Source organism: Variovorax sp. Root318D1 (assembly GCF_001424835.1).
GTDB lineage: Bacteria > Pseudomonadota > Gammaproteobacteria > Burkholderiales > Burkholderiaceae_C > Variovorax.
This window is the reverse complement of record NZ_LMCQ01000004.1, coordinates 115,694-138,312: the sequence shown is the minus strand read 5'-3', so window position 1 is coordinate 138,312 and position 22,619 is coordinate 115,694. Positions and strand designations below refer to the sequence as shown.

The following is a 22,619-nucleotide window of genomic DNA, read 5'->3' as shown; positions in this document are numbered from 1 at the left end:
GACACCCCATGAACAGCAGCAGCAACAACAACAGAAAACTCGAAGGCAAGGTCGCCATCGTCTCCGGCTCCGGCCGCGGCATCGGGCGCGAGATTGCGCTCAAGCTGGCGAGTGATGGCGCGCGCGTCGTCATCAACGACCTCGACTCCGAACCGGCCGCACAGACCGTCAACGACATCGTGGCCGCGGGCGGCAGCGCCATTGCCTGCGCCGGCAGCGTGACGGACAGCGGCTTTGCCGACCGCTTCGTGCGCACCGCTGTCGACAGCTACGGCGGCCTGGACATCATCGTCAACAACGCCGGCTACACCTGGGACAACGTGGTGCAGAAAATGAGCGACGAGCAGTGGGAAGCCATGCTCGCCGTGCACCTCACGGCGCCCTTTCGCATCCTGCGCGCCGCCTCCAACTTCATCCGCGATGCCGCCAAGCGCGAAGCCGACGAAGGGCTGGAAGTGTTCCGCAAGGTGGTCAATATCTCGTCCACCTCCGGCGTGTACGGCAACGCGGGTCAGGCCAACTACGCGGCCGCCAAGGCGGGCATCAACGGCCTGACCAAGGCCATGGCCAAGGAATGGGGCCGCTACAAGGTCACGGTCAACAGCGTGGCCTTCGGCCTCATCAAGACCCGGCTGACCGAGGCCGATGCCAGCGCGGGCGCGAGCATCGACATCGAGGGCCGTCAGATCAAGGTCGGCGTCAATCCGCAGATCCTCAAGAACGCCGAAGCCATGATTCCGCTCGGCCGCGGCGGCACGCCGCAGGAAGCGGCCGGCGCGGTCTACATGTTCTGCATTCCGGAGTCCAATTACGTCAGCGGGCAGGTGCTGGTCTGTGGGGGCGGCAGGCCGTGATGAACATCACCCGGCCGTGGATGAACGAAGAGCTGGAGATGCTGCGCGACAGCGCGCGCCGCTTCTTCGAGCGCGAATGCGTTCCCAACGAACCACGCTGGCGCGCGCAGCACCACGCCGACCGCGACATCTGGACCAAGGCCGGCCAGGCCGGCCTCCTGTGCGCCAGCATTCCCGAGGAATACGGCGGCGGTGGTGGCAGCTTTTTGCACGAGGCGGTGATCTGCGAGGAGCAGATGCGCGCCATGGCGCAGAGCTTCAGCAACAACGTGCACAGCGGCATCGTCGCGCACTACCTGCTGGCCTACGGCACCGAGGCGCAGAAGCTGCGCTGGCTGCCGCGCATGGCCAGCGGCGAGCTGGTGGCCGCCATCGCGATGACCGAGCCCGGTGCCGGCACCGACCTGCAGCGCATCAAGACGCAGGCACGGCGCGACGGTGACCACTGGCGCATCAGCGGCAGCAAGACCTTCATCACCAACGGCATGCATGCCGGCCTGGTCTGCGTCGCGGCCAAGACCGATGCAGCGGCCGGCGGCAAGGGCATCTCGCTGCTGATGGTCGAGACCGAGGGCGCGGCGGGCTTTCGCCGCGGCCCGCTGCTCGACAAGATGGGCCAGAAGACGCTGGACACCACCGAGCTGTTCTTCGACGACGTGCGCGTGCCGGCCGACAACCTGCTGGGCGGCCAGGAGGGCTGCGGCTTTGCGCAGCTCATGGCGCAGCTGCCGCGCGAGCGCATGCTGATCGCAGTCGGCGCGGTGGCGACCATGCAGCGGGCCATTGGCGACACACTGGAATACGTGCGGGACCGCCAGGTGTTCGGCCAGCCGCTCTTGAAAATGCAGAACACCCGCTTCAAGCTGGCCGAGTGCGAGACCCAGGCGCAGGTCGCGCGCGCCTTCGTGGACGACTGCATCGCCCGCCTGATGCGCGGCGAGCTCGACGTGCCGACCGCCGCCATGGCCAAGTGGTGGACCACCGACACCTGCTGCCGCATCGTCGACGAATGCCTTCAGCTGCACGGCGGCTACGGCTTCATGAACGAATACCCGATTGCGCGGCTGTATGCCGACGTGCGCGTCGGGCGCATCTACGGCGGGGCCAACGAGGTGATGAAAGAGATCATCGCCCGCGCCCTCGAAAAGCAGTGAGCGCCGCCCCATGACCGACCGGCCGCCGCACTTCCGCTTCTGGCCCAAGGGCGTGGCGCGCCAGCTGCGCGTGCCGCGCGCCACGCTGCTCGACTACCTGGACACGACCGCGCGGCGCTACCCCGACAAGCCGGCCATCGTCTACTGCGGCGCCCTCGTCACCTATGCGCAGTTGCGCGGGCGCGTCGATGCCCTGGCCGGGTACCTGCAGCAGCGCCTCGGTGTCGAACCGGGCGACCGCGTGTTGCTCGCAAGCCAGAACTGCCCGCAGTTCGTCACGGCCTTCTACGCCGTGCTGCGCGCGGGCGGCGTGGTGGTGCCGGTCAACCCCATGAGCAAGGCCGCGGAGGTGCGCCACTACGCGCTCGACAGCGGCGCCCGCGTGGCCTGCGTCGCGCAAGATCTGCTGCCTGCGCTCACGCTAGGCGAAGGCGAAGGCGACGGCGAGCTGCGGGGCGTGCTCGTCCACGCCTATGCCGATGCGGTGGACACGAGCGCAAGCGACGACGTGTTGCCCGATTGGGTCACGGCGCCGCGCGCGCCGCTCGATGACGCACGTCTGCACGGCTTCGAGCATGCGATCGCGCTCGACCTCGCACCCGCCGAATTGCCCTTATCGCCAGACGACCTCGCGGTGCTGCCCTACACCTCGGGCACGACCGGCCATCCCAAGGGCTGCATGCACACCCATGCCACGATGCTGGCCTCGCTTGCATCCTCGGCAGTGTGGAAGCAGCTGCACGTGGAAACGGTGACGCTCGCCGTCGCGCCGCTCTTCCACATGCTGGGCCTGCAGAACGGCATGAACATGCCGATGTTCCTCGGCGCGACCGCGGTGATGATGCCGCGCTGGGACCCGGCCATGGCCGTGCGCCTCATCGAGCGCCATGCGGTCACCGCCTGGTCCGCGCCGCCGGCGATGGTGATCGACCTGTTCTCGCATCCCGATGCCGAGCGGCGCGACCTCTCCAGCCTCGCACTGCTGTCGGGCGGCGGCGCCGCCATGCCCGAGGCCGTGGCCGCGATGCTCCTGCAGCGCCACGGCCTTTCATACAACGAAGGCTACGGGCTGACCGAAACCGCCTCGTTCCTGCACGCGAACCCGCCCGCGCGCGGCAAGCGCCAGTGCCTGGGCATGCCGACGCAGGGTGTCGATTCGCGGATCGTCGATCCGGTCACGTTCGAGGAACTTCCGCCCGGCGAAACCGGCGAGCTGGTCACGCGCGGCGCGCAGGTCATGAAAGGCTACTGGCGCAACCCGGAAGCCGACCGCGAGGCTTTTATCGAGATCGGCGGCCAGCGCTTCTTCCGCACTGGTGACCTCGCCTTGATGGACGAGGAAGGCTACTTCTTCCTGCGCGACCGGCTCAAGCGAATGATCAACGCCTCGGGCTACAAGGTGTGGCCTACCGAGGTGGAGAACGCGATGTACGAGCATCCGGCCATCCACGAGGCCTGCGTGATCGCGGTGCCCGACGGCAAGCGTGGCGAGTCGGTCAAGGCGCTGGTGGTGCTCAAGCCTGCGCAGCGCGGCCAGGTGCGCGAAGAAGAGATCGTCGCGTGGTGCCGCGAGCGCATGGCCGTGTACAAGGCGCCGCGCGTGGTCGAGTTTCTCGATCGCCTGCCGAAGTCCGGCACCGGAAAGATTCTTTGGCGCGAACTGCAGGAAGCGCATCGCGCCGCTACGCCCCAGGAGCCAACTTGATGAACGATTTCACCGCACTGCGCTACGAGCGACACGGCAGCGCCGCGCTGCTGACGCTCGACACGCCCGCCAACCGCAATGCCTTCACCCCCGCCATGCGCGACGACCTCGCGCAGGCCGTTGCAGAAGTGCGGGCCGACACCCAGGTGCGCGCCCTGGTGCTCACAGGGGCCGGCGGCCAATTCTGCTCGGGCGGCGACCTGCGCGGAATTGCCGATGCCAAGCTCGACAACGCCGGCTGGCGCGGCCGCATGCAGGCCACGCAGCGCTGGTTCAGCGAACTGGTCCTGCTCGACAAGCCCGTGATCGCCGCGGTCGATGGAGCCGCCTACGGCGCAGGCTTCAGCCTGGCACTCGCGGCCGACTTCGTGCTCGCGAGCCCGCGCGCGCGCTTCTGCATGTCCTTTCTGAAGCTGGGCCTGGTGCCGGACTGCGGCGCTTTCTACACGCTGCCGCGCGTGGTAGGTGCGCAGCGCGCACGTGAGCTGATGCTCTCGGCACGCGAGGTTGGTGCGGACGAGGCGCGCGAACTCGGCATCGCCATGGAATTGCATGCGCCCGAGCAGCTGCTGCCGCGCGCATTGGCGCTGGCCGAAAGCTTTGCCGGGGCCTCGCCGCTCGCGGTGAGCCTGGTGAAGCGCGCCACCGGCGACGCGGGCGCGCTGGCCGCGATGCTCGACACCGAGGCGAACGTGCAGGCGCTGGCCTTCGGCAGCGCCGAGCACCGCGACGCCGTGAACCGTTTTCTGGACAAGAAGCCGCTGGCCTTCCAGTGGCCGGCGAACAAGGAACCGAACCAATGACCGACACCATCACCGGCGTGCAGGCCTTCCACCAAGGCGAACTGGACGCCGGCCGCTTCCTGCTTCAGCGCTGCGGCGACTGCGGCCGCCATGTGTATTACCCGCGCGAGAGCTGCCCGCACTGCGGCGGCGCGTCACTCGAATGGAAGACGCCCGGCGGGCTCGGCACCGTGCATGCGGTGACGACGGTGCGGCGCAAGCCGGCCGACGGCGGCGACCTCAACGTCAGCCTGGTCGAGCTCGACGAAGGCGTGCGACTGATGAGCCGCATCGAGAATCTCGCACCCGCCTCGGTACGCATCGGCCAGCGCGTCAAGGCGCGGGTGCAGGTGAAGGACGGCCGCGGGCTGGTGCTGTTCGACGCCGTTGAAGGAGCACCTGCATGAGCACCGGACTCAAGGCATTGCGCGGCAGCGCCGCCATCGCTGGCGCCGCCACCTTCGGCTGCGGCGAGACGCCGGGCTTCACCGATATGGAGCTGCTCGCACGCGCCGCGCGCGCGGCCGTGGCCGATGCAGGCCTGGAGATGCGCGACATCGACGGCCTCTGCACCGCGAGCGCCTCGGCTGCAATGTGGGCCTTGCCGGTGGTCGAATACCTGGGCCTCAATCCGCGCTACATCGACGGCACGATGCTGGGCGGCAGCAGCTTCATCGCGCACCTGCTGCCAGCGATGCAGGCCATCCGCTCGGGCCAGTGCAGCGCGGTGCTCATCTGCTACGGCAGCGCACAGCGCAGCGCCGCCTTCGGCCGGCGCGAGATCGTGGCCGCGCGCCGCTTTCTCGATCCGCAGCCCTACGAGCATCCTTACGAACCGATGCTGCCGGTGTCCGCCTACGCGCTTGCGGCATCGCGCCACATGCACGAGTTCGGCACCACGCGCGAGCAGCTCGCCGACGTGGCGGTGGCGGCACGCGCCTGGGCCGGGCTCAACCCCGAGGCCTTCATGCGCGAGCCTCTCACACGCGAGGAAGTGCTGGATGCGCGCATGGTGTCGGACCCGCTGAGCGTGCGCGACTGCTGCCTGGTCACCGATGGTGCGGGCGCCTGCGTACTGGTGAGTGCCGAGCGCGCCAGGGACCTGCCGAAGAAGCCAGTCTATGTGCTGGGCAACGCCACGGCGGTGTGGAACCGGCAGATCTCGTCGATGGCGGACCTCACCACCACGGCGGCCAGCCAGTCGGGCCGCGAGGCCTTCGCGATGGCCGGGCTCGCGCCCAAGGACATGGACGTGGTTCAGCTGTACGACGCCTTCACCATCAACACGCTGCTGTTCCTCGAAGACCTGGGCTTCTGCCCCAAGGGCGAGGGCGGCCGCTTCGTGGCCGACGGCGCCATCGCACCGGGCGGCCGGCTCCCGGTCAACACCAACGGCGGTGGGCTCTCGTGCGTGCACCCCGGCATGTACGGCATCTTCGCGCTGATCGAGGCGGTGCGGCAGTTGCGCGGTGAATGCGGCGAGCGCCAGGTGAAGAACGCGCGCACCGCCGTCGCACATGGCAACGGCGGCATGTTGTCCAGCCAGGCCAGCGCCATTCTCGGCACGGCCGAAACGCTTTGAGAAAGCAGCAGGAAGAATGATCCGCGACCCGCAAACCCTGGAAGCCCTGCTCGACGCCGTCAACCGCTTCGTGCGCGAGCGACTCGTGCCGGCCGAAGCCATCGTGGCGGAGACCGACGAGATCCCCGAAGACATCGTGCGCGAGATGAAGGAGCTGGGCCTCTTCGGCTTGACCGTGCCCGAAGAATACGGCGGACTGGGCGTGACGATGGAAGAAGAGGTGATGGTGATGCTGGCCATGGGCCAGACCTCGCCCTGCTTTCGCTCGCTGTTCGGCACCACCGTGGGCATCGGCTCGCAGGGCATCCTCTTCGACGGCACTGAGGCGCAGAAGGAGAAGTACCTGCCGCGCCTTGCCACGGGCGAGCTCATCGCATCGTTCGCGCTGACCGAGCCCGACACCGGCTCCGACGCGGCGTCGCTTCGCACCAGCGCGATCCGCGAAGGCGACCACTACATCGTCAACGGCACCAAGCGCTTCATCACCAACGCGCCGCATGCGGGCATCTTCACGCTGATGGCGCGCACCAATCCGCAAGACAAGGGCGCCGGCGGTGTGTCGGCCTTCATCGTCGAGGCCGACACCCCGGGCATCACGATCGGCCGCAAGGACCGCAAGATGGGCCAGCGCGGCGCCCACACCGCCGACGTGATCTTCGAGAACTGCAAGGTGCCCGCGAGCCAGCTGATCGGCGGGCGCGAGGGCCAGGGCTTCAAGACTGCGATGAAGGTGCTCGAGAAGGGCCGCATCCACATCGCCGCCATCTGCGTGGGCGTGGCCGAACGCATGCAGCGCGATGCGCTGCACTACGCGATGGAGCGCAACCAGTTCGGCCAGCCCATTGCCGAGTTCCAGCTGGTGCAGGCGATGCTGGCAGACAGCCAGGCCGAGATCTATGCCGCGCGCTGCATGGTCATTGATGCAGCGCGCCAGCGCGACGCGGGCCGCAACGTGGCCACCGAGGCTTCGTGCTGCAAGCTCTTCGCCTCCGAGATGTGCGGCCGCGTGGCGGATCGCGCGGTGCAGATTTTCGGCGGCGCCGGCTACGTCTCCGACTACGGCATCGAACGGTTCTACCGCGACGTGCGGCTTTTCCGGCTGTACGAAGGCACCACCCAGATCCAGCAGATCGTCATTGCACGCAACCTGGTGCGCGAAGCGATGCGCTGAGTTTTTCCGATACAACCAGGAGACAAGACCATGAAGACATCAAAGATGCGAAGACTCTGCCTTGCAGCCGGCCTGGCCGTGCTGCTCGCCCCGCCGGCCCTGGCGCAGACGGCCTATCCGGCGCAACCGCTCAAGCTGATCGTGCCCTACCCCGCTGGCGGCGCGACCGACACGCTCGCGCGCACCATCGGACAGAAGCTGCAGGAAGCCTGGGGGCAGCCGGCCATGGTGGACAACCGGCCCGGCGCGGGCGGCACCATCGGGAACAGCTTCGTCGCAAAGGCGCCGCCCGACGGCTACACCGTGCTCATCGGCATCACCGCGCTGATCCAGCAGCCGATGCTCATGGAGAAGCTGCCCTACGACCCGCTGAAAGACCTCGCGCCCGTCACGATGATTGCGCGCAGCCCCAGCATGCTGGCCGTGCCGCTCGACTCTCCCGCGAAGGACCTGAAGGGCTTCATCGCGATGGTGAAGGCCAGCCCAGGCAAGTACAACTTCGGCAGCTACGGCGCGGGCACCTCCTCGCACATCCAGGGCGCGCTTCTCAACATGCAGGCCGGCATCGACCTGGTCCACGTGCCGTTCCAGGGCGCCGCACCGCTCGTGACCAACCTGGTGGGCGGGCAGCTGGCCTCGGCCTTCGTCGACAGTGCGAGCGCGCGGCCGCACCTCAAGTCGATGCGGCCGCTGGCCGTGACCGGCACGCAGCGCATGCCCGGCCTGCCCGACGTGCCCACCTTTGCCGAGCTGGGCTACCACTCGTTCGATCCGTATGGCTGGTTCGGCGTGTTCCTGCCGGCCGCCACGCCGGCGCCCGTGGTGCAGAAGCTCTCGGACGAGATCAACCGCATCGTGCACCTGCCCGAGGTCAGCGCCAAGATCGAGGCGCTCGGCCTTCAGGTGGCCGGCGGCAAGCCCGAAGAGTTCCAGAAGGTGGTGCGCTCGGATGCCGCCGTCTACGCCAAGATCATCAAGGACGCCAACATCCGCGTGGCGCAGTGAGCGCGGCGCCCTGAGGCGCCAATATTTCGCATGAATGGGCCACGCCTCTCGCCGCGTGGCTCTGGCGTGGGGTCCGCGGCCCTCGTGCCCTGTTCGCAAACTCGCGAACGTGCACCGGCGCAGTGATCAGCAAGCGCACGGCCGGTGCGTGAGCTTCGACACGGTGCGTTCGCACCGGCTTTCTTCTTCGGCTGTTCCAGGGTCTAGAACAGCGTCTTCCCTCTGAAAAACCGTGCGGCACTGCCATGCCGCACCCGCTGGCACGCGTTCTGCTAGGTATGACTCGTCATAACAGGTCATTCCCGCTCATGAATGCACTCCGCAAGCCAGACCAGCCAGCGAGCGCCGAAGCCCGCGTGGTACCGATGTCGTCGGTGCCGATGCACACGCAAATTCGCGAGATCATCCGGCGGCGCGTGCTCGACGGAACCTATCCGCCGCACTCCCAGATGCCTTCCGAGAGCCAGATGATGCAGGCCTTCTCGGTCAGCCGCATCACCATTCGTCAGGCCATGGGAGACCTTCAGAAGGAAGGCCTGGTCTTCAAGGTGGCCGGCAAGGGCAGCTTCGTTGCCAAGCCAAAGGCGTTCCAGAACCTCTCGCGCCTGCAGGGCTTCGGCGAGGCAATGGGGCCCTGGGGCTACGAAACCTTCTCGCAGGTGCTCAGCACGCGCCAGGTGGCCGCGAGCGAGATCGTGGCGCGCCGCCTGCACGTTGCCATTGGCGAACCGGTGTACGAGATCCAGCGGCTGCGCTACCTCAACCGCGAGCCGATCTCGGTCGATCAGAGCTACTTTCCGCTCGCGCTCGGCGAGCGACTGGTGCAGGAAGACCTCGCCACGCGCGACATCTTCGTGATTCTGGAGAACGACCTCGGGCAGCACCTCACGCATGCCGACGTGCAGATCGAAGCGATCTCGGCCGATGCGTTCCTGGCGCGCCAGCTTCGCATCGAGGAAGCGTCGCCGCTGCTGCGCATCGAGCGGCTCACCTATGCCGACGAGCACCCCATCGATTTCGAGTTTCTCTACTACCGCGGGGACGCGTTCCAGTACCGCCTGCGCATCGACCGAACCTAGCCAGGAGCTGAAGCATGAAAACTATCGACATGGAATTCGACCTCGTCGTCATCGGCGGCGGTACCGGCGGGCCGATGGCCGCGGTGAAAGCCAAGGAGCAAAACCCCAAGCTGCGCGTGCTGCTGATCGACAAGGCCAACGTGAAGCGCAGCGGCGCCATCTCGATGGGGATGGACGGGCTGAACAACGCCGTCATACCCGGCCACGCCACACCCGAGCAGTACGTGAAGGAGATCACCGTCGCCAACGACGGCATCGTCGACCAGGAGGCCGTGATGGCCTACGCCGCGGGCAGCTTCGACATGATCCAGGAGCTGGACCGCTGGGGCGTCAAGTTCGAGAAGGACGAGACCGGCGACTACTCGGTGCGCAAGGTCCATCACCTCGGCGCCTACGTGCTGCCGATGCCCGAGGGGCACCACATGAAACGCATTCTCTATCGGCAGCTCAAGCGTGCTCGGGTCGAGATCACCAACCGCGTGGTCGTCACGCGCGTTCTGACCGGGCCCGATGGCGAGGTGGCCGCGGTGATGGGCTTCGACTGCCGCACCGCCGAGCTCTACATGATCCGCACCAAGGCCGCGGTCATCTGCACCGGCGCGGCGGGGCGCCTGGGCCTGCCGGCCTCGGGCTATCTCATGGGCACCTACGAGAATCCGACCAACTGCGGCGACGGCCATGCAATGGCCTACCACGCGGGTGCCGACCTGGCCAACCTCGAGTGCTTCCAGATCAACCCGCTGATCAAGGACTACAACGGCCCTGCCTGCGCCTATGTCACGGGTCCTCTGGGCGGCTACACGGCCAACTCGAAAGGCGAGCGCTTCATCGAATGCGACTACTGGAGCGGCGCGATGATGCAGGAGTTCTACAACGAACTGCTGAGTGGCAACGGTCCGGTGTTTCTCAAGCTCGACCACCTGGCGGAAGAAACGATCCAGGAGATCGAGACCATCCTGCACAGCAACGAACGGCCCAGCCGCGGGCGCTTCCACGAGAAGCGCGGCAACGACTACCGCAAGCAGATGGTCGAGATGCACATCTCGGAAATCGGCTTCTGCAGCGGTCACAGCGCGTCCGGAATCCACATCAATGCACGCGGCGAAACATCCGTCAAGGGTCTGTATGCCGCGGGAGATTGCGCGAGCGTGCCGCACAACTACATGCTCGGCGCCTTCGTCTACGGCAAGCTCTGCGGCGAGAACGCCGCGGCGTATTGCGCTGAAGTCGGCCAGGCCACGCCCGACGCCGAGGCCGAGGCGGCCGAGCGCGAACGCATCCTTGCGCCGCTCTCGCGCAGCGGCGGCCTCACGCCCTACCAGATCGAATACAAGACGCGCCGCCTGGTCAACGACTACCTGCAGCCGCCCAAGATCACGAGCAAGTACGAGATCGGCCTGCGCCGCTTCGCGGAGATCCGCGAGGACACCGAGTCGATGTCTGCCAGCAATGCGCACGAGCTCATGCGCGCAATGGAAGCGCATTCGATCCTGGACTGCGCCGAGATGGCCGCGCATGCCTCGATGTTCCGCACCGAGAGTCGCTGGGGCCTGTACCACAACTACGTCGACCACCCCGAGCGCGACGACGAGAACTGGTTCTGCCATTCGCTGCTCAGCCGCGACGCGCAAGGCCGCATGGCCATGCGCAAGAAGGCGATCGAGCCCTACATCGTGCCGGTCGACGACGAAGAACGAACCGCCTACCAACGCCTGCGGGTCGCGAGCAGCGCCGAGGCCGCCTGAACCAAGGAGTTCCGAATGACCATTGCCGCCACCATCACCCAGGTTCCCGTGCGCGTGGACGAGTCCAAGTGCATCGCGGAGAAGGGCTGCACCGTCTGCGTCGACGTGTGCCCGCTCGACGTGCTCGCGATCGACATGCTGACCAAGAAGGCCTACATGAAGTTCGACGAGTGCTGGTATTGCCTGCCCTGCGAGCAGGACTGCCCGACGGGCGCCGTCACCGTCGACATCCCTTATCTGCTGCGCTGAGAGGGAACGCCATGGACACCGGACTCCAGACTTTTGCCGAGCGGCTGGCCGATGCCGACGCCACCGTGCGCCGCCTTGCGGTGATCGACCTGCCCTACAGCGACGAGGACGACATCGTGCCGCTGCTGCTGCCGCGCCTGGCCGACAGCGATGCGCAGGTGCGCACCGAAGCCATTCGCGCCCTCGAAGGCTTCGAGGAACCAGAGGTGGTGCAGGCGCTCGCGCCGATGCTGCTCGATTCCGAGCCCGAGGTGCGCAAGGCCGCCGGTGAGGTGCTGGCCGAACTGAAGGAAGCAGCATCGGCCGCGCCGCTCTTGCCGCTGCTGCTCGAGGGTGCCGCCGAAGTGCGCGCCCTCGCCTTCCATGCCATTCGCGCGCTGCGCTCGCCCAAGGCCTTCGAGCCCGCGATGCTGTCGCTGCGCGATCCCGATGCGGCGGTGCGGCGCGAAGCCGTCGGCGTGCTCGGCTACCTGAAGGACCCGGCGGCCATCGGCGACCTGGCCGAAGTGGCGGCCAATGACCCCGACTCCGAGGTGCGGCGCATCGCGATCGGTGCGCTCGGCTACGCGACCTCCGTCAGCGTGCTGCCGGCGCTCACGCGCGCGCTCGGCGACAGCGGCTGGATGGTGCGCGAGGAAGCGGCGCAGACCGTCGGCAAGCTTCGGCTGTCGGTCGCCATTCCCGACCTCGTGCATGCGATGCAGGACGACTACTGGCAGGTGCGCGTGAAGGCCGCGCGCAGCCTGGGCCTGCTCAAGGCCGAGGCCGGCCTGCCGTCGCTTGTTGCCTCGCTCACGCACACCATCAGCAACCTGCGCAAGGAAGCGGTGATTGCGCTCGGCGAGATCGGCGACACGCGCGCCATTGCACCGCTCGAAACCGCGCTGGCCGACCCCGACCCCGACGTGCGCAAGCTCGCGCGCCTGGCACTCACGGGCATCGGCCTGGCGCAGAAGGCGAAGCGCGAAGGGGCCGCGCCATGACCTTCGTCGTCACCGAAGCCTGCATCCGCTGCAAGTACACCGACTGCGTGAGCGTGTGCCCGGTCGACTGCTTTCACGAGGGGCCGAACTTCCTCGTGATCGATCCCGTCGCGTGCATCGACTGCGCGGTGTGCGCGCCCGAATGCCCGGTCGGCGCGATCGTGCCCGACACCGAGGTGCCCGCGGGGCAGGAGCACTTCGTCGAACTGAACGCCCGCTATGCCACGCAGTGGCCCGTGATCAGCCAGGCGCAAGCGCCGTTGTCCGACGCCGAGGAATGGGCTTCGGTGACCGGGAAGCTCGAGCACCTCGATCTCGCGGAACCCGCCTGAGCCGCCACCCCACGCCCTCTTTCCAGATCCCACGGAGAACCAGTCCATGAAGCACATCATCTTGCGAATCGGCGCAGTCCTGGCGCTCGCGTTGGCCTCTGTTCCGCCAGCCCTGGCGCGGCAGGAAGTGGTCATCGGCATCGGCACGCAGAACACGACCACGAACACCGTCACCGGCGGCGTGGTGCTCAAGGAAATGAAGCTCATCGAGAAGTACCTGCCCACCACCGGCAAGTACAAGGACATCGACTTCAAGCTCGACTGGCAGAACTTCACCTCGGGCCCGCCGATCACCAACGGCATGATGGCCAAGAAGCTGCAGATCGGCATGATGGGAGACTACCCGCTGCTGGTGAACGGCGCCACCGGCCAGGCGCAGCCGGGCAACGAGACGCAACTGGTGGCCATCATCGCGTACAACGCCTTCGGCTCGGGCAACGGCGTGGTGGTGCACAAGGACTCACCCTACTACGAGCTGGCCGATCTCAAGGGCAAGCTGATCTCGGTGCCCTTCGGCTCGGCCGCGCACGGCATGGTGCTGCAGGCTATGCAGTCGCGCGGCTGGAAGGACGACTACTGGAATCTGGTGAGCCAGAGCCCCGAGGTGGGCACCACCAACTTGCAGGAAAAGAAGATCGAAGCGCACGCCGACTTCGTTCCCTTTGCCGACCTGCTGCCCTACCGCGGCTTTGCGCGCAAGATCTTCGACGGCGCCGAGACCAAGGTGCCGACCTTCCACGGCGTGGTCGTGCGCAAGGACTTCGCGGCCGAATATCCCGAGGTGGTGGTGGCGTACATCAAGGCACTGGTCGAGGCCAATACCTGGGTGCGCACCAACCCGGCGGCGGCCAGCGCCAAGATCGAGGAGTGGACCAAGATCGAGAAGGAAGTGGCCTACCTGTACCTCGGCCCTGGCGGCATCCACACGCTCGATCCGACCATCAAGCCGCGCTGGCTCGACACCATCAAGACGGGGCATGAAGTGCTCACGCGATTGAACCGCGTGAAGCCGCTCGACATCAACGCCTGGGTCAACGAGAACTATGTGCGCCAGGCCTACAAGGAGCTCAAGCTCGACTACGACGCGCAGAAGCAGACGCTCGCCAACTACGACGTGAGCGGCACCGACGCGCTGTGCAAGACGCCGATCACGCGGCCCAAGGAGGCCGGCGAGGTCTGGCTCGACGGCGCGCCCATCGCCGCCTATTCGTCGCCCGCCTGCACGCTGGCCGCGATCCACAAGGCACAGGGCGAGAACAAGAAGGTCAAGGTCGCCTACCTCAACGACAAGACGCTGGGCATCAAGCTGTTTGCCGACAAGGCCTTCTACGCGGTGAACGCGAGCGATCCGCGCAAGCCGCAGATCGTGCCCTTCCTGCTGAAGAAGGACGCGCAGGCAGAGGCCACAGCCATCGGCGGCAAGCTGGCCACCTACCCCGAGGCACTGGCCGCGGCCGGCCTCTGAAACCCAGGAGCCGCGATGTCCACCGCCACGCAACGCCTGTTCCACGAAGTGCCCGAGCATGGCGAGCCCGACGAGTCCGCGGCGCCAACGCGCGGGCTGGCCCGCCCCGAGGAAGTGCTGCGCGCGCCGCTGCCCACACCTGCGCCCCCTCCGTTGGCCGCAGGCACGGCCGAACGCGCCTGGCAGGCCCTGCGCCAGCACGCGCCGGCCTACCTGATGGGAACCTGTTCTCTTTTGGGCATCGTGCTCTTCTGGCACCTGGCCACCACCTACCGGCTGGACTTCTACATCCGCTTCGCCAACATACCGACGCCGCTGGAAGTGTTGTCGAAGGTGATCGAGGTCAACGGCTCGCCCAAGTTCATCAAGAACGTCGGCATGAGCCTGCGGCGCATCTTCATCGGCTTTGCGATTGCGACGGTGCTGGGCGTGGCGCTGGGCATGCTGATCGGCCGTTACCGGCTCACGCGCGGTTTCCTGTTTCCGGCGATGGAGGTGTTCCGACCGATCCCGGCCATTGCCTGGGTGCCGATCTCGATCATGCTGTGGCCCGACAACGAGGTGAGCATCGTCTTCATCACGTTCATCGGCGCGTTCTTCCCGATCCTGCTGAATACCGTCAGCGGCGTGCAGGCGGTGGACGGCGTGCTGCTGCGCGCGAGCCAATGCTTGGGCGCGCGGGAGCGGCAGATCATGTGGTACGTGGTGCTGCCGGGCGCGGCGCCGCAAATTTTCACCGGCCTGGCCGTGGGCATGGGCGTGGCCTGGGTGTCGCTGATTGCGGCCGAGATGATCTCGGGGCAGTTCGGCATCGGCTATTTCACGTGGGAGGCCTATTCGCTGATCTCTTACCCCGAGATCGTGCTGGGCATGATCACCATCGGCGTGCTGGGACTCATGTGCAGCGGCCTGATCCGTTTCATCGGCAAGGCGATGATGCCTTGGCTGACCTATGGCGCACGCGCCGGGAGCAACCCATGAGCGCCGCTCCCAACACCCCGCGCAAGGGGCATGTGCAGATCCGCGACGTCTCGGTGCGCTTCGGCACCAAGGGCCAGACGACCGAGGCCGCGAGCCGGGTGTCGCTCGAGGTGAAGCCCGGCGAATTCGTCAGCATCATCGGCCCGTCGGGCTGCGGCAAATCGACGCTGCTGAACATCGTGGCGGGCTTTCTCAAACCGAGCGAGGGCGAGGCGCTGCTCGACGGCAAGCCCATCGGCGGGCCCGGCGCGGACCGCGGCGTGGTGTTTCAGCAGTACTCGCTGTTCCCTTGGATGACGGTGCGGCGCAATGTCGAGTTCGGCCTGAAGATGCAGGGCCTTGGGCGCACCCAGCGCGAGTCGGCGGCGCGCACGCTGCTCGGCATGACCGGCTTGCTCTCGTTCGAGAACCACTACCCCGACCAGCTCTCCGGCGGCATGAAGCAGCGCGTGGGCATCGTGCGCGCGCTGGCCACGAGCCCGCAGGTGATGCTGATGGACGAGCCCTTCGGCGCACTCGACTCGCAGACCCGCGCGGTGATGCAGGAGATCCTCACCAACATGTGGCAGCAGCTGCAGCTGTCGGTGCTGTTCATCACGCATGACATCGAGGAAGCGATCTTTCTGTCCGAAAAGGTCTACGTGATGACCGCGCGGCCGGGCCGCATCAAGGCCGAGGTGCCGATTCCGCTGCCGCGCCCGCGCACGCCCGAGATGACGGCCTCGCCCACTTTCCAGGCGCTGGTGCGCCAGCTCAAGGCGCTGATCCGCGAGGAGAGCCTGGCCGCGATGGGCGGTGAGCTCCACAGCGGCGGGCTGCAGGGCATGGACCACCAATTTGCCCGCGACGGCATGAAGGCGCTGACATGAACGCGGCGACGCTTCCACCTGCGTTGCAAGAGCTGCATGAGTTCCCCGTCGACATCGTCGACCACCAGGCGAGCGGCGTGCTCGAGCTGTGCTGGCAGGACGGCAGCACCAGCCGGCTCGCGCACGGGCTGCTGCGCGCGCGCTGCCGCTGCGCCGCGTGCGAGCAGGCCTTTCGCGAGCGTGGCAGCCATCCCGAGCCCCAGGCATCGGTCCGGCTCGCGGCGATCAACCCCGTGTCCGACAAGGGGTTGAACCTGGTGTTCTCCGACGGGCACGGGCGCGGCATCTTTCCATGGGCCTACCTGCGCGGGCTGGGCCTGTCCATCACCTCCTGACCCATCCACGCACGATCACCATGTCTCAACTCGCCACCGAACGCGTGCTGCATGTGCACCACTGGAACGACACGCTGTTTTCATTCCGCACCACGCGCGATCCGGCCCTGCGCTTTCGCAACGGCCACTTCGTGATGCTCGGCCTGCCGGTCGAAGGCAAGCCGCTGATGCGGGCCTACAGCGTTGCGAGCGCCAACCATGACGAGCACCTCGAGTTCTTCAGTATCAAGGTGACGAACGGCCCGTTGACTTCGCGCCTGCAGCACCTGCAGCCGGGCGACGAGGTGATCGTTGGGCGCAAGCCGGTCGGCAGCCTGGTGCTCGACGACCTGCGGCCCGGCCGGCACCTTTACCTGCTGTCCACCGGAACCGGGCTCGCCCCCTTCATCAGCATCATCCAGGACCCCGAGACCTACGAGCGCTTCGAGAAGGTGGTGCTGATCCACGGCGTGCGGCAGGTCAGCGAACTGGCCTATGCGCGGTTCATCGAGCACGACCTGCCCAACAACGAATTCATCGGCGAGCTGGTGCGCGAGCGGCTGATCTACTACCCCACCGTCACGCGCGAGCCGTTCCGCAACCAGGGCCGGCTCACCGAGGTCATCGAATCGGGCCGGCTCTTCAGCGACACCGGCCTGCCGCCGCTCGACCCCGCGGTGGACCGCGCCATGATCTGCGGCAGCGCCGCCATGCTGGCCGACAGCTGCAAGCTGCTCGATGCACGCGGCTTCCAGATCAGCCCGCGCCAGGGCGAACTGGGCGACTACGTGATCGAGCGCGCCTTCGTCGAGAAATAGCGCGAACTCCCACTGCGCCCGCAAACGCCATTGGCTTTGAGCACGCGGCACTGAGTTTTCGGACGCGGTCAGGCGCACAAACGGGGGCAGATATCCTCCGGTGCCGATCGTGGTCCGCCGCGGCAAAAAGGCCAGAACCGGGCGGTCATATGTGCGGCAGAATTCCGCCATCACCTGACATTGCTATTGGTCGCCTCACGCGTAAGAAGTCAGGACGATACGGACCTGACTTGCCGGTTTTCAGCCCACAAGCGACTAGCGTTCTCTGAGAAACCGCCAACTCTCTATCTCTTCTGATGTCGTCGATGTCTCCATGGCTACAGATTGCCCATCTCTTCGATAGGGACGATGGCTCCTTGCCCGACGTTTTTGTGGACAACCTCTCTTCTGAACAGTTGGTGAAGATCTACGGCTGGGTGATGTCGCAGTGCGTTGTACTTGGAAATCCTTCCACTTGGCACGTCGCCGAGGAGAAGGACATCGCCCTCAAGGCCATCTCTGATCCCGCTAAAGCATTCTTGGATGGTGAAATAAAGACGTTCCGGCATGGGCTCGGTGGTCTAACAATCAATGGATGCGTACTGCCTCTGCTGACCATTAGCCTTGAAACGCCAACGTGCATCTCCTTCGATTACCGAAGTGGTTCGGAATGGAATGAGCGGACGATTACTGCATTTCTCCAGTTTGTTTTTGGTATACGTGAGCAAGCTCCGAATGCACGCATATGGCGTACTGATGAAGGCGCCTGGGATCGACCGAGTTCAAAGTTCACAGCCGCTCTCAAACAATTCGAGGCGGAAACGAAAGGCTCCGTAGCACAACGGCCGCGATGAGCACGCACCATCAAACTCATCGCTGACCACAACCGGTGGCGGGTTCAGCCGCCATTAAAAGACATTCGATGAGCCATGCGAAACAATGCATTCAACGCGAAAAACACGATTCCTCATTCGGCTCAAGATGGCTGGACGTTAGGCTATATCGGCATCCCTTGGCCCAAGCTGAAGGGCGACTTATTTGCCACAGATCCCACGGGTTGGCAGGTTGGGCTGGCTTGGGAAAGCAACGGGCCGGCGCTCATATCGATTGATGGCGCGTGCGCAGGACCAAGCCGCTAGCGACAATCTGCCAACACCAGGCAGACGGAGACCAATCCGACAACGTCTCGAATCTGAATGCAGAGGCAGGTCGCGAGCCATCGCCCTGGCCCAGCTTTTCCCTTTCTAGAGCATGACGACAACCGTTCTCCCTCTCATCTGTCACGGCGTTCCTCCGGAAGGGCTGGCTCGCAATTTGGTCGGGCGGACAGTGACCGCTTATGCAATGCCTCCCAAGCACTCTCTCAAGGCGGCGTGGCTGTTCACGCTGTACTTTGAAGACGGTGGCAACCTGGAGTTCTGGTCTGAGTTTTACAACACCGCTGGCTGGAACGAATTGGGCGTCTTGGTCGTCTCGTCGCCTGGTGAGGCGCCCAATGGGCGGAGCTTGAACCTTGAGCAGTTTCGCGTGGAGATTCCTTCCATTCACATCGCGGGCTGCCGGAAACTCCTCTGCGAAGAAGACGGCTTTCTCGCGGAGTGCGGCTTGCTGCTGGCAGGCGAGGATGAGGAGAATCTAATCATCGCGGCCGGCATTTCACCAGGCTCAGTGTCTGTCAGCCTGCCATCCGACGAGAGCAACTTCAGCCCGTTGCTCGACCTTCCCTACTGCACCTGGCAAGAGTTGGATGCGTGAGGCTCTTGTCGGCCAGAGGCGGTCATTCAGCGCTCCGTTTTTGAAACACCGTCGAATACTGAAGCTGCAAACCGGCCAGGGTTAGCCTCGGTCTCATTCTGACAACTCGCCCGACTCATTCACAAGGAACACCTTGATCCATCGCATTCGCTCTGTCCTCGTGACCTGCGCTTTGGGCACGGCGGTGCTGGCCGCTTCCGCGCAGGTAAAAATCGGCTTTGTCGGCACGCTGTCCGGCCCGGCGGCAACGCTCGGACAGGAACAGTACGACGGCTTCATGCTGGCGGTCGAGCAACGGCAAGGAATGCTCGGCGGCGTCTCCGTGACGGTCATCAAGGAAGACGACCAGCACAACCCCGACCTCGGGGCGCAGCTGGCGCAGAACCTGATCGAGAAAGACAAGGTCAGCTTCATCACCGGCGTGACCTTCTCCGACGTGATGATGGCCATGGCCAAGCCGATGGCCAGATCGGGCATGCTGTTCGTCGGCTCGAATGCCGGCCCGGCGTCGATTGCCGGCAAGCGGTGCAACAGCAAATTCTTCTTCACCTCGTACCAGGACGAGTACCAGGCCGGGATCGTGGGACGGTATGCAGTCGATCGGCACTACTGGAAGACGCTGTTCCTGGCGCCGGACAGTCCGTCGGGCAAGGACCAACTGCGGGGCTTCAAACGCTACTACTCGGGCGAGGTGGTCAGCGCAATCTACGTCCAGCCCGACCAGACCGACTACGCGGCAGCGCTGGCGCAAATCAAGCGCGTCGCTCCCGATGCGGTGGTTGCCTTCTTGCCGGGCGACATGGGCGTCAACTTCATCCAGCAGATGAATCGCTCGGGCCTCCTGAACAAGGTGCCCCTGCTGACGGTCGGTACGGTCGATGGCACGACACTGCCGCTGCTCAAGGATGCTGCGCTCAATGTGCTGGCAGGCGCGGTCTGGGGCCCCGACCTGCCGAGCCCGACGAGCAAGGCTTTCGTTGCCGCCTTCGAAAAGAAGCACGGGCGCATCCCATCGCAATACGCCGCGCAAGGTTTCGATGCGGCGCTCTTGATCGATAGCGCGCTGAAGGAGACCAAGGGCTCTGTCGCCGATCGCGATGCCTTGCGCAACGCACTCGACGCGGCCGACTTTTCTTCGGTGCGCAGTGGCTTCAGGTTTCTACGCAACGGTTTCCCGGTTCAGGACGGGCACGTCTTCGTTGTTGCGAAGGACGCACAAGGCCGCGCGTCGCTCAAGCGGATCGCCACACCGCTGGAGGGGAATCCTGATTGGTACTGGGACGAGTGCCGGTAGGCGATGCGGCGTTCATGGGCGGGTTCTACGGTTCTGGCGTTGATGCGCTGCAGTACGCGCTGCATTGCCTGGCGGTCGATGAATCCGTTCGTGCAGTTGCGGCTCGGTCAATCCGAGCTTGAGCCCGACAGACTCACAACGCGGCCGAGCATCCCGCGAGGGCGTACATGCTTGACGGAAAAGAAATATTCTCACGCGAAAGCCCGAAGTATTTTGGCTTTCTGAAGATGCGCCTAAAACGCCTGTTGTCGAAGCAAACCTGATGAGGCTGCCTCAGCGCGCCAAAGATTTCTTCATGGACGCCAGGTAGAAGCCGGGCGCATAGTCGTCGATGCGCGCGTACTCCTCGTAGCCGTGCTTCTGGTGGAACGCGGGCGCCTGCCATTCGAAGGTGTCAAGCTTCGCATTGGTCGCACCCAACTCGATGGCCTGCCGCTCGGCCTCGGCCAGCAGGCGGCTGCCCAGGCCCGAGCCGCGCACGTCGGCTTCGACAAAGAGTACTTCGATGTTGAGCCAGTAGAGAAACACGAAGCTTCGCAGCCCGCCGAGCAACCGGCCGTTTCCGTCCCTCGCGTTGAGCCGAATGTACTGCTGCTCGGGATACTCGCCGACGAAGCCGTAGTTATAGTGGCGCAGCTTGTGGCCGAGCTCACCGGAGCGGAGTTCTTCGGGCGTGGCGGCGGTGATGGCGATGTTGTCCATTCGGGAGATGGCCAGGGCAATGAGTGGGGGTTGGTCCTCATTCTGCCGTGCAAGCGAAGGGCGCTTCGCTCAAATCTCGACTCGGAATCTCAACTCGGGTGAACCACCCAATTCGGGTCGCTTGTTGAATTCCTCGACCAGGACTCCGCCGTTCGCTCGTATAACCTTTTGCGACGCGAAGTTGTCCGGACTGGTCGTGATTTCCACATAGGTCAGGCCCTCGTTAGCGGCATCCAAGAGCAGCGAGCCCAATGCCTGTGTCGCATAGCCTCGCCCGCTCTTCCATGGAACGATGCCGTACCCGATGTGGCCCAAGCAATAATCGGGCAAGCGATTTGTACCCGGCTGCCAGCGAAGGCCGATGCTGCCGCAGAATTCCCCGTCCCACATCCAGCGACGGTATCCCGGAAGTCGGGGGACGGTGGTGCCATCGGGAAGCGCGACCGGAGCGCCTTTCGCTTCCCGGTCCACCAAGCCATCGAGAAAGCCGGCAGCGTCGGCCCGGATTGCCGCAAGCTCTTCCTGCGCGGCCTCAGGCCGAAGATTGTCGGGCGACCATCCACGTTCGAGCGCCGAGACATAGCTGGGGAGATACTCCCTCGACGGCCAGACGAGCTGCATCGCTGAGTTCATTTGAAATAGAAGCTTGAAGCGGGCCGCGGTCGACTACGCCGGCGCCTTGCCCTTCACGGCCCAGGCCATTGCCACATATGAGCGCGCACCATCGGCCTCGCCGTCGAGGTAAGCCGCCTGCACAGCCTCACGCAGCCGCGAGCGCGCGTCCGCATCCAGCGTGGCGACGTATTCCGCGCCAGGACCCTCCTTGCCCTCGTAGGGACCCCAGTAGTCCGCGAACGAGGCGAACTCCATCCGGATCGCGACCGTCGTTTCTTCCACGCCCTTGAATCCGGCCTCGCGCCACGCCTTGCCCAGTTCGCCGGGCCGCGTCATGGGCCGCGTGTAGTTGCGGGCCCGTCGCGCACCGGCCTCGGGGTCGAGCATGGCCGCGGTGTCGAAGAACATGCGGTTGGCGACGCAGCCGCCCCTCACGTCCCACACCGCGGCAGCGACCACGGCGCCGGGCTTGGCGACGCGGCGCATCTCGGCAATGGCCTTGCCCGGCTCCGGAACGAAGTGCAGCACCAGCAGCGAGAGCACGCGATCGAAGCTCTGCGCCGGGTACGGCAGCGCGCAGGCGTCGGCCACCTCGAAGGAGATGCGCGCATCCTCGTTGTGGCGCCTGGCATGTTCGATGTAGGGCTGCGCGACGTCCACGCCCCGCACTTCTCCGGCGCCGGTGCGTCGCGCCACGGCAAAGGCCAGGTGGCCGGTGCCGCATCCGACGTCGAGGATGCGGTCGCCGTCCGCGGTACCGGTGAAGTCGAGAAAGGGCAGTGCGAGGAGGCGGCTCCAGCGGCCCATCAGCCGTTCATAGCCATCGCCGTCGCTGGCGACGAAGGTCGAAGACATGGTGCTCATGACAATCCCTCCGCACGGCCGGGGCGCATTGAAGAGTGCCGCGCAGGCAGATGCTATGCCTCGGCCGATGATGGCGTCAACGCCGCCGGTGCGCCGCAACCGGTCGAGTGCGTCCGATGCGAAGGCCCCTGACGAATGCGCGACGGCAGGATCTGCTTATAGCGACTCGCACAACCGCAGCCTGCTTTGTGCAAGACCCTCATTGCAGCATCGGCGCGAGGGCACCGCAGCCTAAACTTTTAGGCATCCAAAGGCCCGACCTCAGCCCCTTCATGTCGTACCCCGCCGCATTGCCCAACATCCGTAGCCACGCTTCATGGAC

The 22,619-nt window shown here is 65.7% G+C and carries 24 protein-coding genes; 21 read left to right on the top strand and 3 right to left on the bottom strand.

Annotation, left to right across the window (positions count from 1 at the left end):
- The first annotated feature begins 8 nt into the window (after nucleotides 1–8).
- The 21 genes from ASC78_RS05725 (at nucleotide 9) to ASC78_RS05630 (ending at nucleotide 20,116) form a co-directional block, all read left to right on the top strand.
- Entirely contained in the window at nucleotides 9–854 is an 846-nt protein-coding gene (locus ASC78_RS05725; RefSeq protein ID WP_055797710.1) for an SDR family NAD(P)-dependent oxidoreductase, read from the top strand.
- Nucleotides 854–2,008: an acyl-CoA dehydrogenase family protein gene (locus ASC78_RS05720; protein ID WP_055797707.1), complete on the top strand. Its 1,155-nt coding sequence runs from the start codon at nucleotides 854–856 to the stop codon at nucleotides 2,006–2,008. Before ASC78_RS05725 ends, ASC78_RS05720 begins: the two co-directional genes overlap by 1 nt.
- Before the next feature lie 10 nt (nucleotides 2,009–2,018).
- On the top strand, nucleotides 2,019–3,713 hold the full coding sequence (locus tag ASC78_RS05715) for a long-chain-fatty-acid--CoA ligase (protein WP_055797704.1): 1,695 nt from the start codon (nucleotides 2,019–2,021) through the stop codon (nucleotides 3,711–3,713).
- A complete protein-coding gene (locus ASC78_RS05710) occupies nucleotides 3,713–4,516 on the top strand; it encodes an enoyl-CoA hydratase/isomerase family protein (RefSeq protein ID WP_055797699.1) in 804 nt (267 codons plus the stop codon). The genes ASC78_RS05715 and ASC78_RS05710 overlap by 1 nt, the downstream gene beginning before the upstream one ends.
- Complete coding sequence (locus ASC78_RS05705; protein ID WP_055797697.1) at nucleotides 4,513–4,902, top strand: Zn-ribbon domain-containing OB-fold protein; 390 nt, start codon at nucleotides 4,513–4,515, stop codon at nucleotides 4,900–4,902. The genes ASC78_RS05710 and ASC78_RS05705 overlap by 4 nt, the downstream gene beginning before the upstream one ends.
- Nucleotides 4,899–6,077, top strand: coding sequence for a thiolase (locus ASC78_RS05700; protein ID WP_055797694.1), 1,179 nt, complete (start codon nucleotides 4,899–4,901; stop codon nucleotides 6,075–6,077). The genes ASC78_RS05705 and ASC78_RS05700 overlap by 4 nt, the downstream gene beginning before the upstream one ends.
- A 16-nt stretch (nucleotides 6,078–6,093) precedes the next feature.
- On the top strand, nucleotides 6,094–7,248 hold the full coding sequence (locus ASC78_RS05695; RefSeq protein WP_055797691.1) for an acyl-CoA dehydrogenase family protein: 1,155 nt from the start codon (nucleotides 6,094–6,096) through the stop codon (nucleotides 7,246–7,248).
- 30 nt (nucleotides 7,249–7,278) lie between these two features.
- Nucleotides 7,279–8,253, top strand: a complete 975-nt coding sequence (locus ASC78_RS05690; protein ID WP_055797688.1) for a Bug family tripartite tricarboxylate transporter substrate binding protein — start codon at nucleotides 7,279–7,281, stop codon at nucleotides 8,251–8,253.
- A 308-nt stretch (nucleotides 8,254–8,561) separates the two neighbouring features.
- Nucleotides 8,562–9,332, top strand: a complete 771-nt coding sequence (locus ASC78_RS05685) for a GntR family transcriptional regulator (protein WP_055797687.1) — start codon at nucleotides 8,562–8,564, stop codon at nucleotides 9,330–9,332.
- 14 nt (nucleotides 9,333–9,346) lie between these two features.
- A complete protein-coding gene (locus ASC78_RS05680; protein WP_055797684.1) occupies nucleotides 9,347–11,077 on the top strand; it encodes a fumarate reductase/succinate dehydrogenase flavoprotein subunit in 1,731 nt (576 codons plus the stop codon).
- Nucleotides 11,078–11,092: 15 nt separating this feature from the next.
- Nucleotides 11,093–11,326, top strand: a complete 234-nt coding sequence (locus ASC78_RS05675; protein ID WP_055797681.1) for a 4Fe-4S dicluster domain-containing protein — start codon at nucleotides 11,093–11,095, stop codon at nucleotides 11,324–11,326.
- A gap of 11 nt (nucleotides 11,327–11,337) precedes the next feature.
- Nucleotides 11,338–12,309 carry a HEAT repeat domain-containing protein gene (locus ASC78_RS05670; RefSeq protein WP_055797676.1) on the top strand — a complete coding sequence of 324 codons (972 nt, stop codon included), beginning with the start codon at nucleotides 11,338–11,340 and terminating at the stop codon, nucleotides 12,307–12,309.
- A complete protein-coding gene (fdxA, locus tag ASC78_RS05665) occupies nucleotides 12,306–12,641 on the top strand; it encodes a ferredoxin FdxA (RefSeq protein WP_055797673.1) in 336 nt (111 codons plus the stop codon). Before ASC78_RS05670 ends, fdxA begins: the two co-directional genes overlap by 4 nt.
- Before the next feature lie 46 nt (nucleotides 12,642–12,687).
- A complete protein-coding gene (locus ASC78_RS05660; protein WP_055797671.1) occupies nucleotides 12,688–14,106 on the top strand; it encodes an ABC transporter substrate-binding protein in 1,419 nt (472 codons plus the stop codon).
- Between the two features lie 15 nt (nucleotides 14,107–14,121).
- Entirely contained in the window at nucleotides 14,122–15,087 is a 966-nt protein-coding gene (locus ASC78_RS05655) for an ABC transporter permease (RefSeq protein WP_055797667.1), read from the top strand.
- Nucleotides 15,084–15,956 (top strand): ABC transporter ATP-binding protein, encoded by an 873-nt coding sequence (locus tag ASC78_RS05650; RefSeq protein WP_055797664.1) that lies wholly within the window; start codon nucleotides 15,084–15,086, stop codon nucleotides 15,954–15,956. The genes ASC78_RS05655 and ASC78_RS05650 overlap by 4 nt, the downstream gene beginning before the upstream one ends.
- On the top strand, nucleotides 15,953–16,291 hold the full coding sequence (locus ASC78_RS05645; RefSeq protein ID WP_082517436.1) for a DUF971 domain-containing protein: 339 nt from the start codon (nucleotides 15,953–15,955) through the stop codon (nucleotides 16,289–16,291). The genes ASC78_RS05650 and ASC78_RS05645 overlap by 4 nt, the downstream gene beginning before the upstream one ends.
- 20 nt (nucleotides 16,292–16,311) lie before the next feature.
- The gene (locus ASC78_RS05640; RefSeq protein WP_055797661.1) at nucleotides 16,312–17,088 is read left to right on the top strand and encodes a ferredoxin--NADP reductase; all 777 of its coding nucleotides are present in this window, start codon (nucleotides 16,312–16,314) and stop codon (nucleotides 17,086–17,088) included.
- Between the two features lie 296 nt (nucleotides 17,089–17,384).
- Nucleotides 17,385–17,921 (top strand): hypothetical protein, encoded by a 537-nt coding sequence (locus tag ASC78_RS27365; RefSeq protein ID WP_162246085.1) that lies wholly within the window; start codon nucleotides 17,385–17,387, stop codon nucleotides 17,919–17,921.
- Between the two features lie 397 nt (nucleotides 17,922–18,318).
- Nucleotides 18,319–18,822, top strand: a complete 504-nt coding sequence (locus tag ASC78_RS05635) for a hypothetical protein (protein WP_157634383.1) — start codon at nucleotides 18,319–18,321, stop codon at nucleotides 18,820–18,822.
- A gap of 133 nt (nucleotides 18,823–18,955) precedes the next feature.
- Nucleotides 18,956–20,116, top strand: coding sequence for an ABC transporter substrate-binding protein (locus ASC78_RS05630; protein ID WP_082517435.1), 1,161 nt, complete (start codon nucleotides 18,956–18,958; stop codon nucleotides 20,114–20,116).
- Between the two features lie 273 nt (nucleotides 20,117–20,389).
- Here the strand turns inward: ASC78_RS05630 and ASC78_RS05625 are convergent, their stop codons facing one another.
- The 3 genes from ASC78_RS05625 to ASC78_RS05615 all read right to left on the bottom strand — a co-directional run bounded on the left by ASC78_RS05625 (nucleotide 20,390) and on the right by ASC78_RS05615 (nucleotide 22,297).
- Nucleotides 20,390–20,818, bottom strand: coding sequence for a GNAT family N-acetyltransferase (locus tag ASC78_RS05625; RefSeq protein ID WP_055797655.1), 429 nt, complete (start codon nucleotides 20,816–20,818; stop codon nucleotides 20,390–20,392).
- Nucleotides 20,819–20,887: 69 nt separating this feature from the next.
- Entirely contained in the window at nucleotides 20,888–21,439 is a 552-nt protein-coding gene (locus ASC78_RS05620) for a GNAT family N-acetyltransferase (RefSeq protein ID WP_055797858.1), read from the bottom strand.
- A 45-nt stretch (nucleotides 21,440–21,484) separates the two neighbouring features.
- Nucleotides 21,485–22,297, bottom strand: coding sequence for a class I SAM-dependent methyltransferase (locus tag ASC78_RS05615; RefSeq protein WP_055797653.1), 813 nt, complete (start codon nucleotides 22,295–22,297; stop codon nucleotides 21,485–21,487).
- Nucleotides 22,298–22,619: the final 322 nt, after the last annotated feature.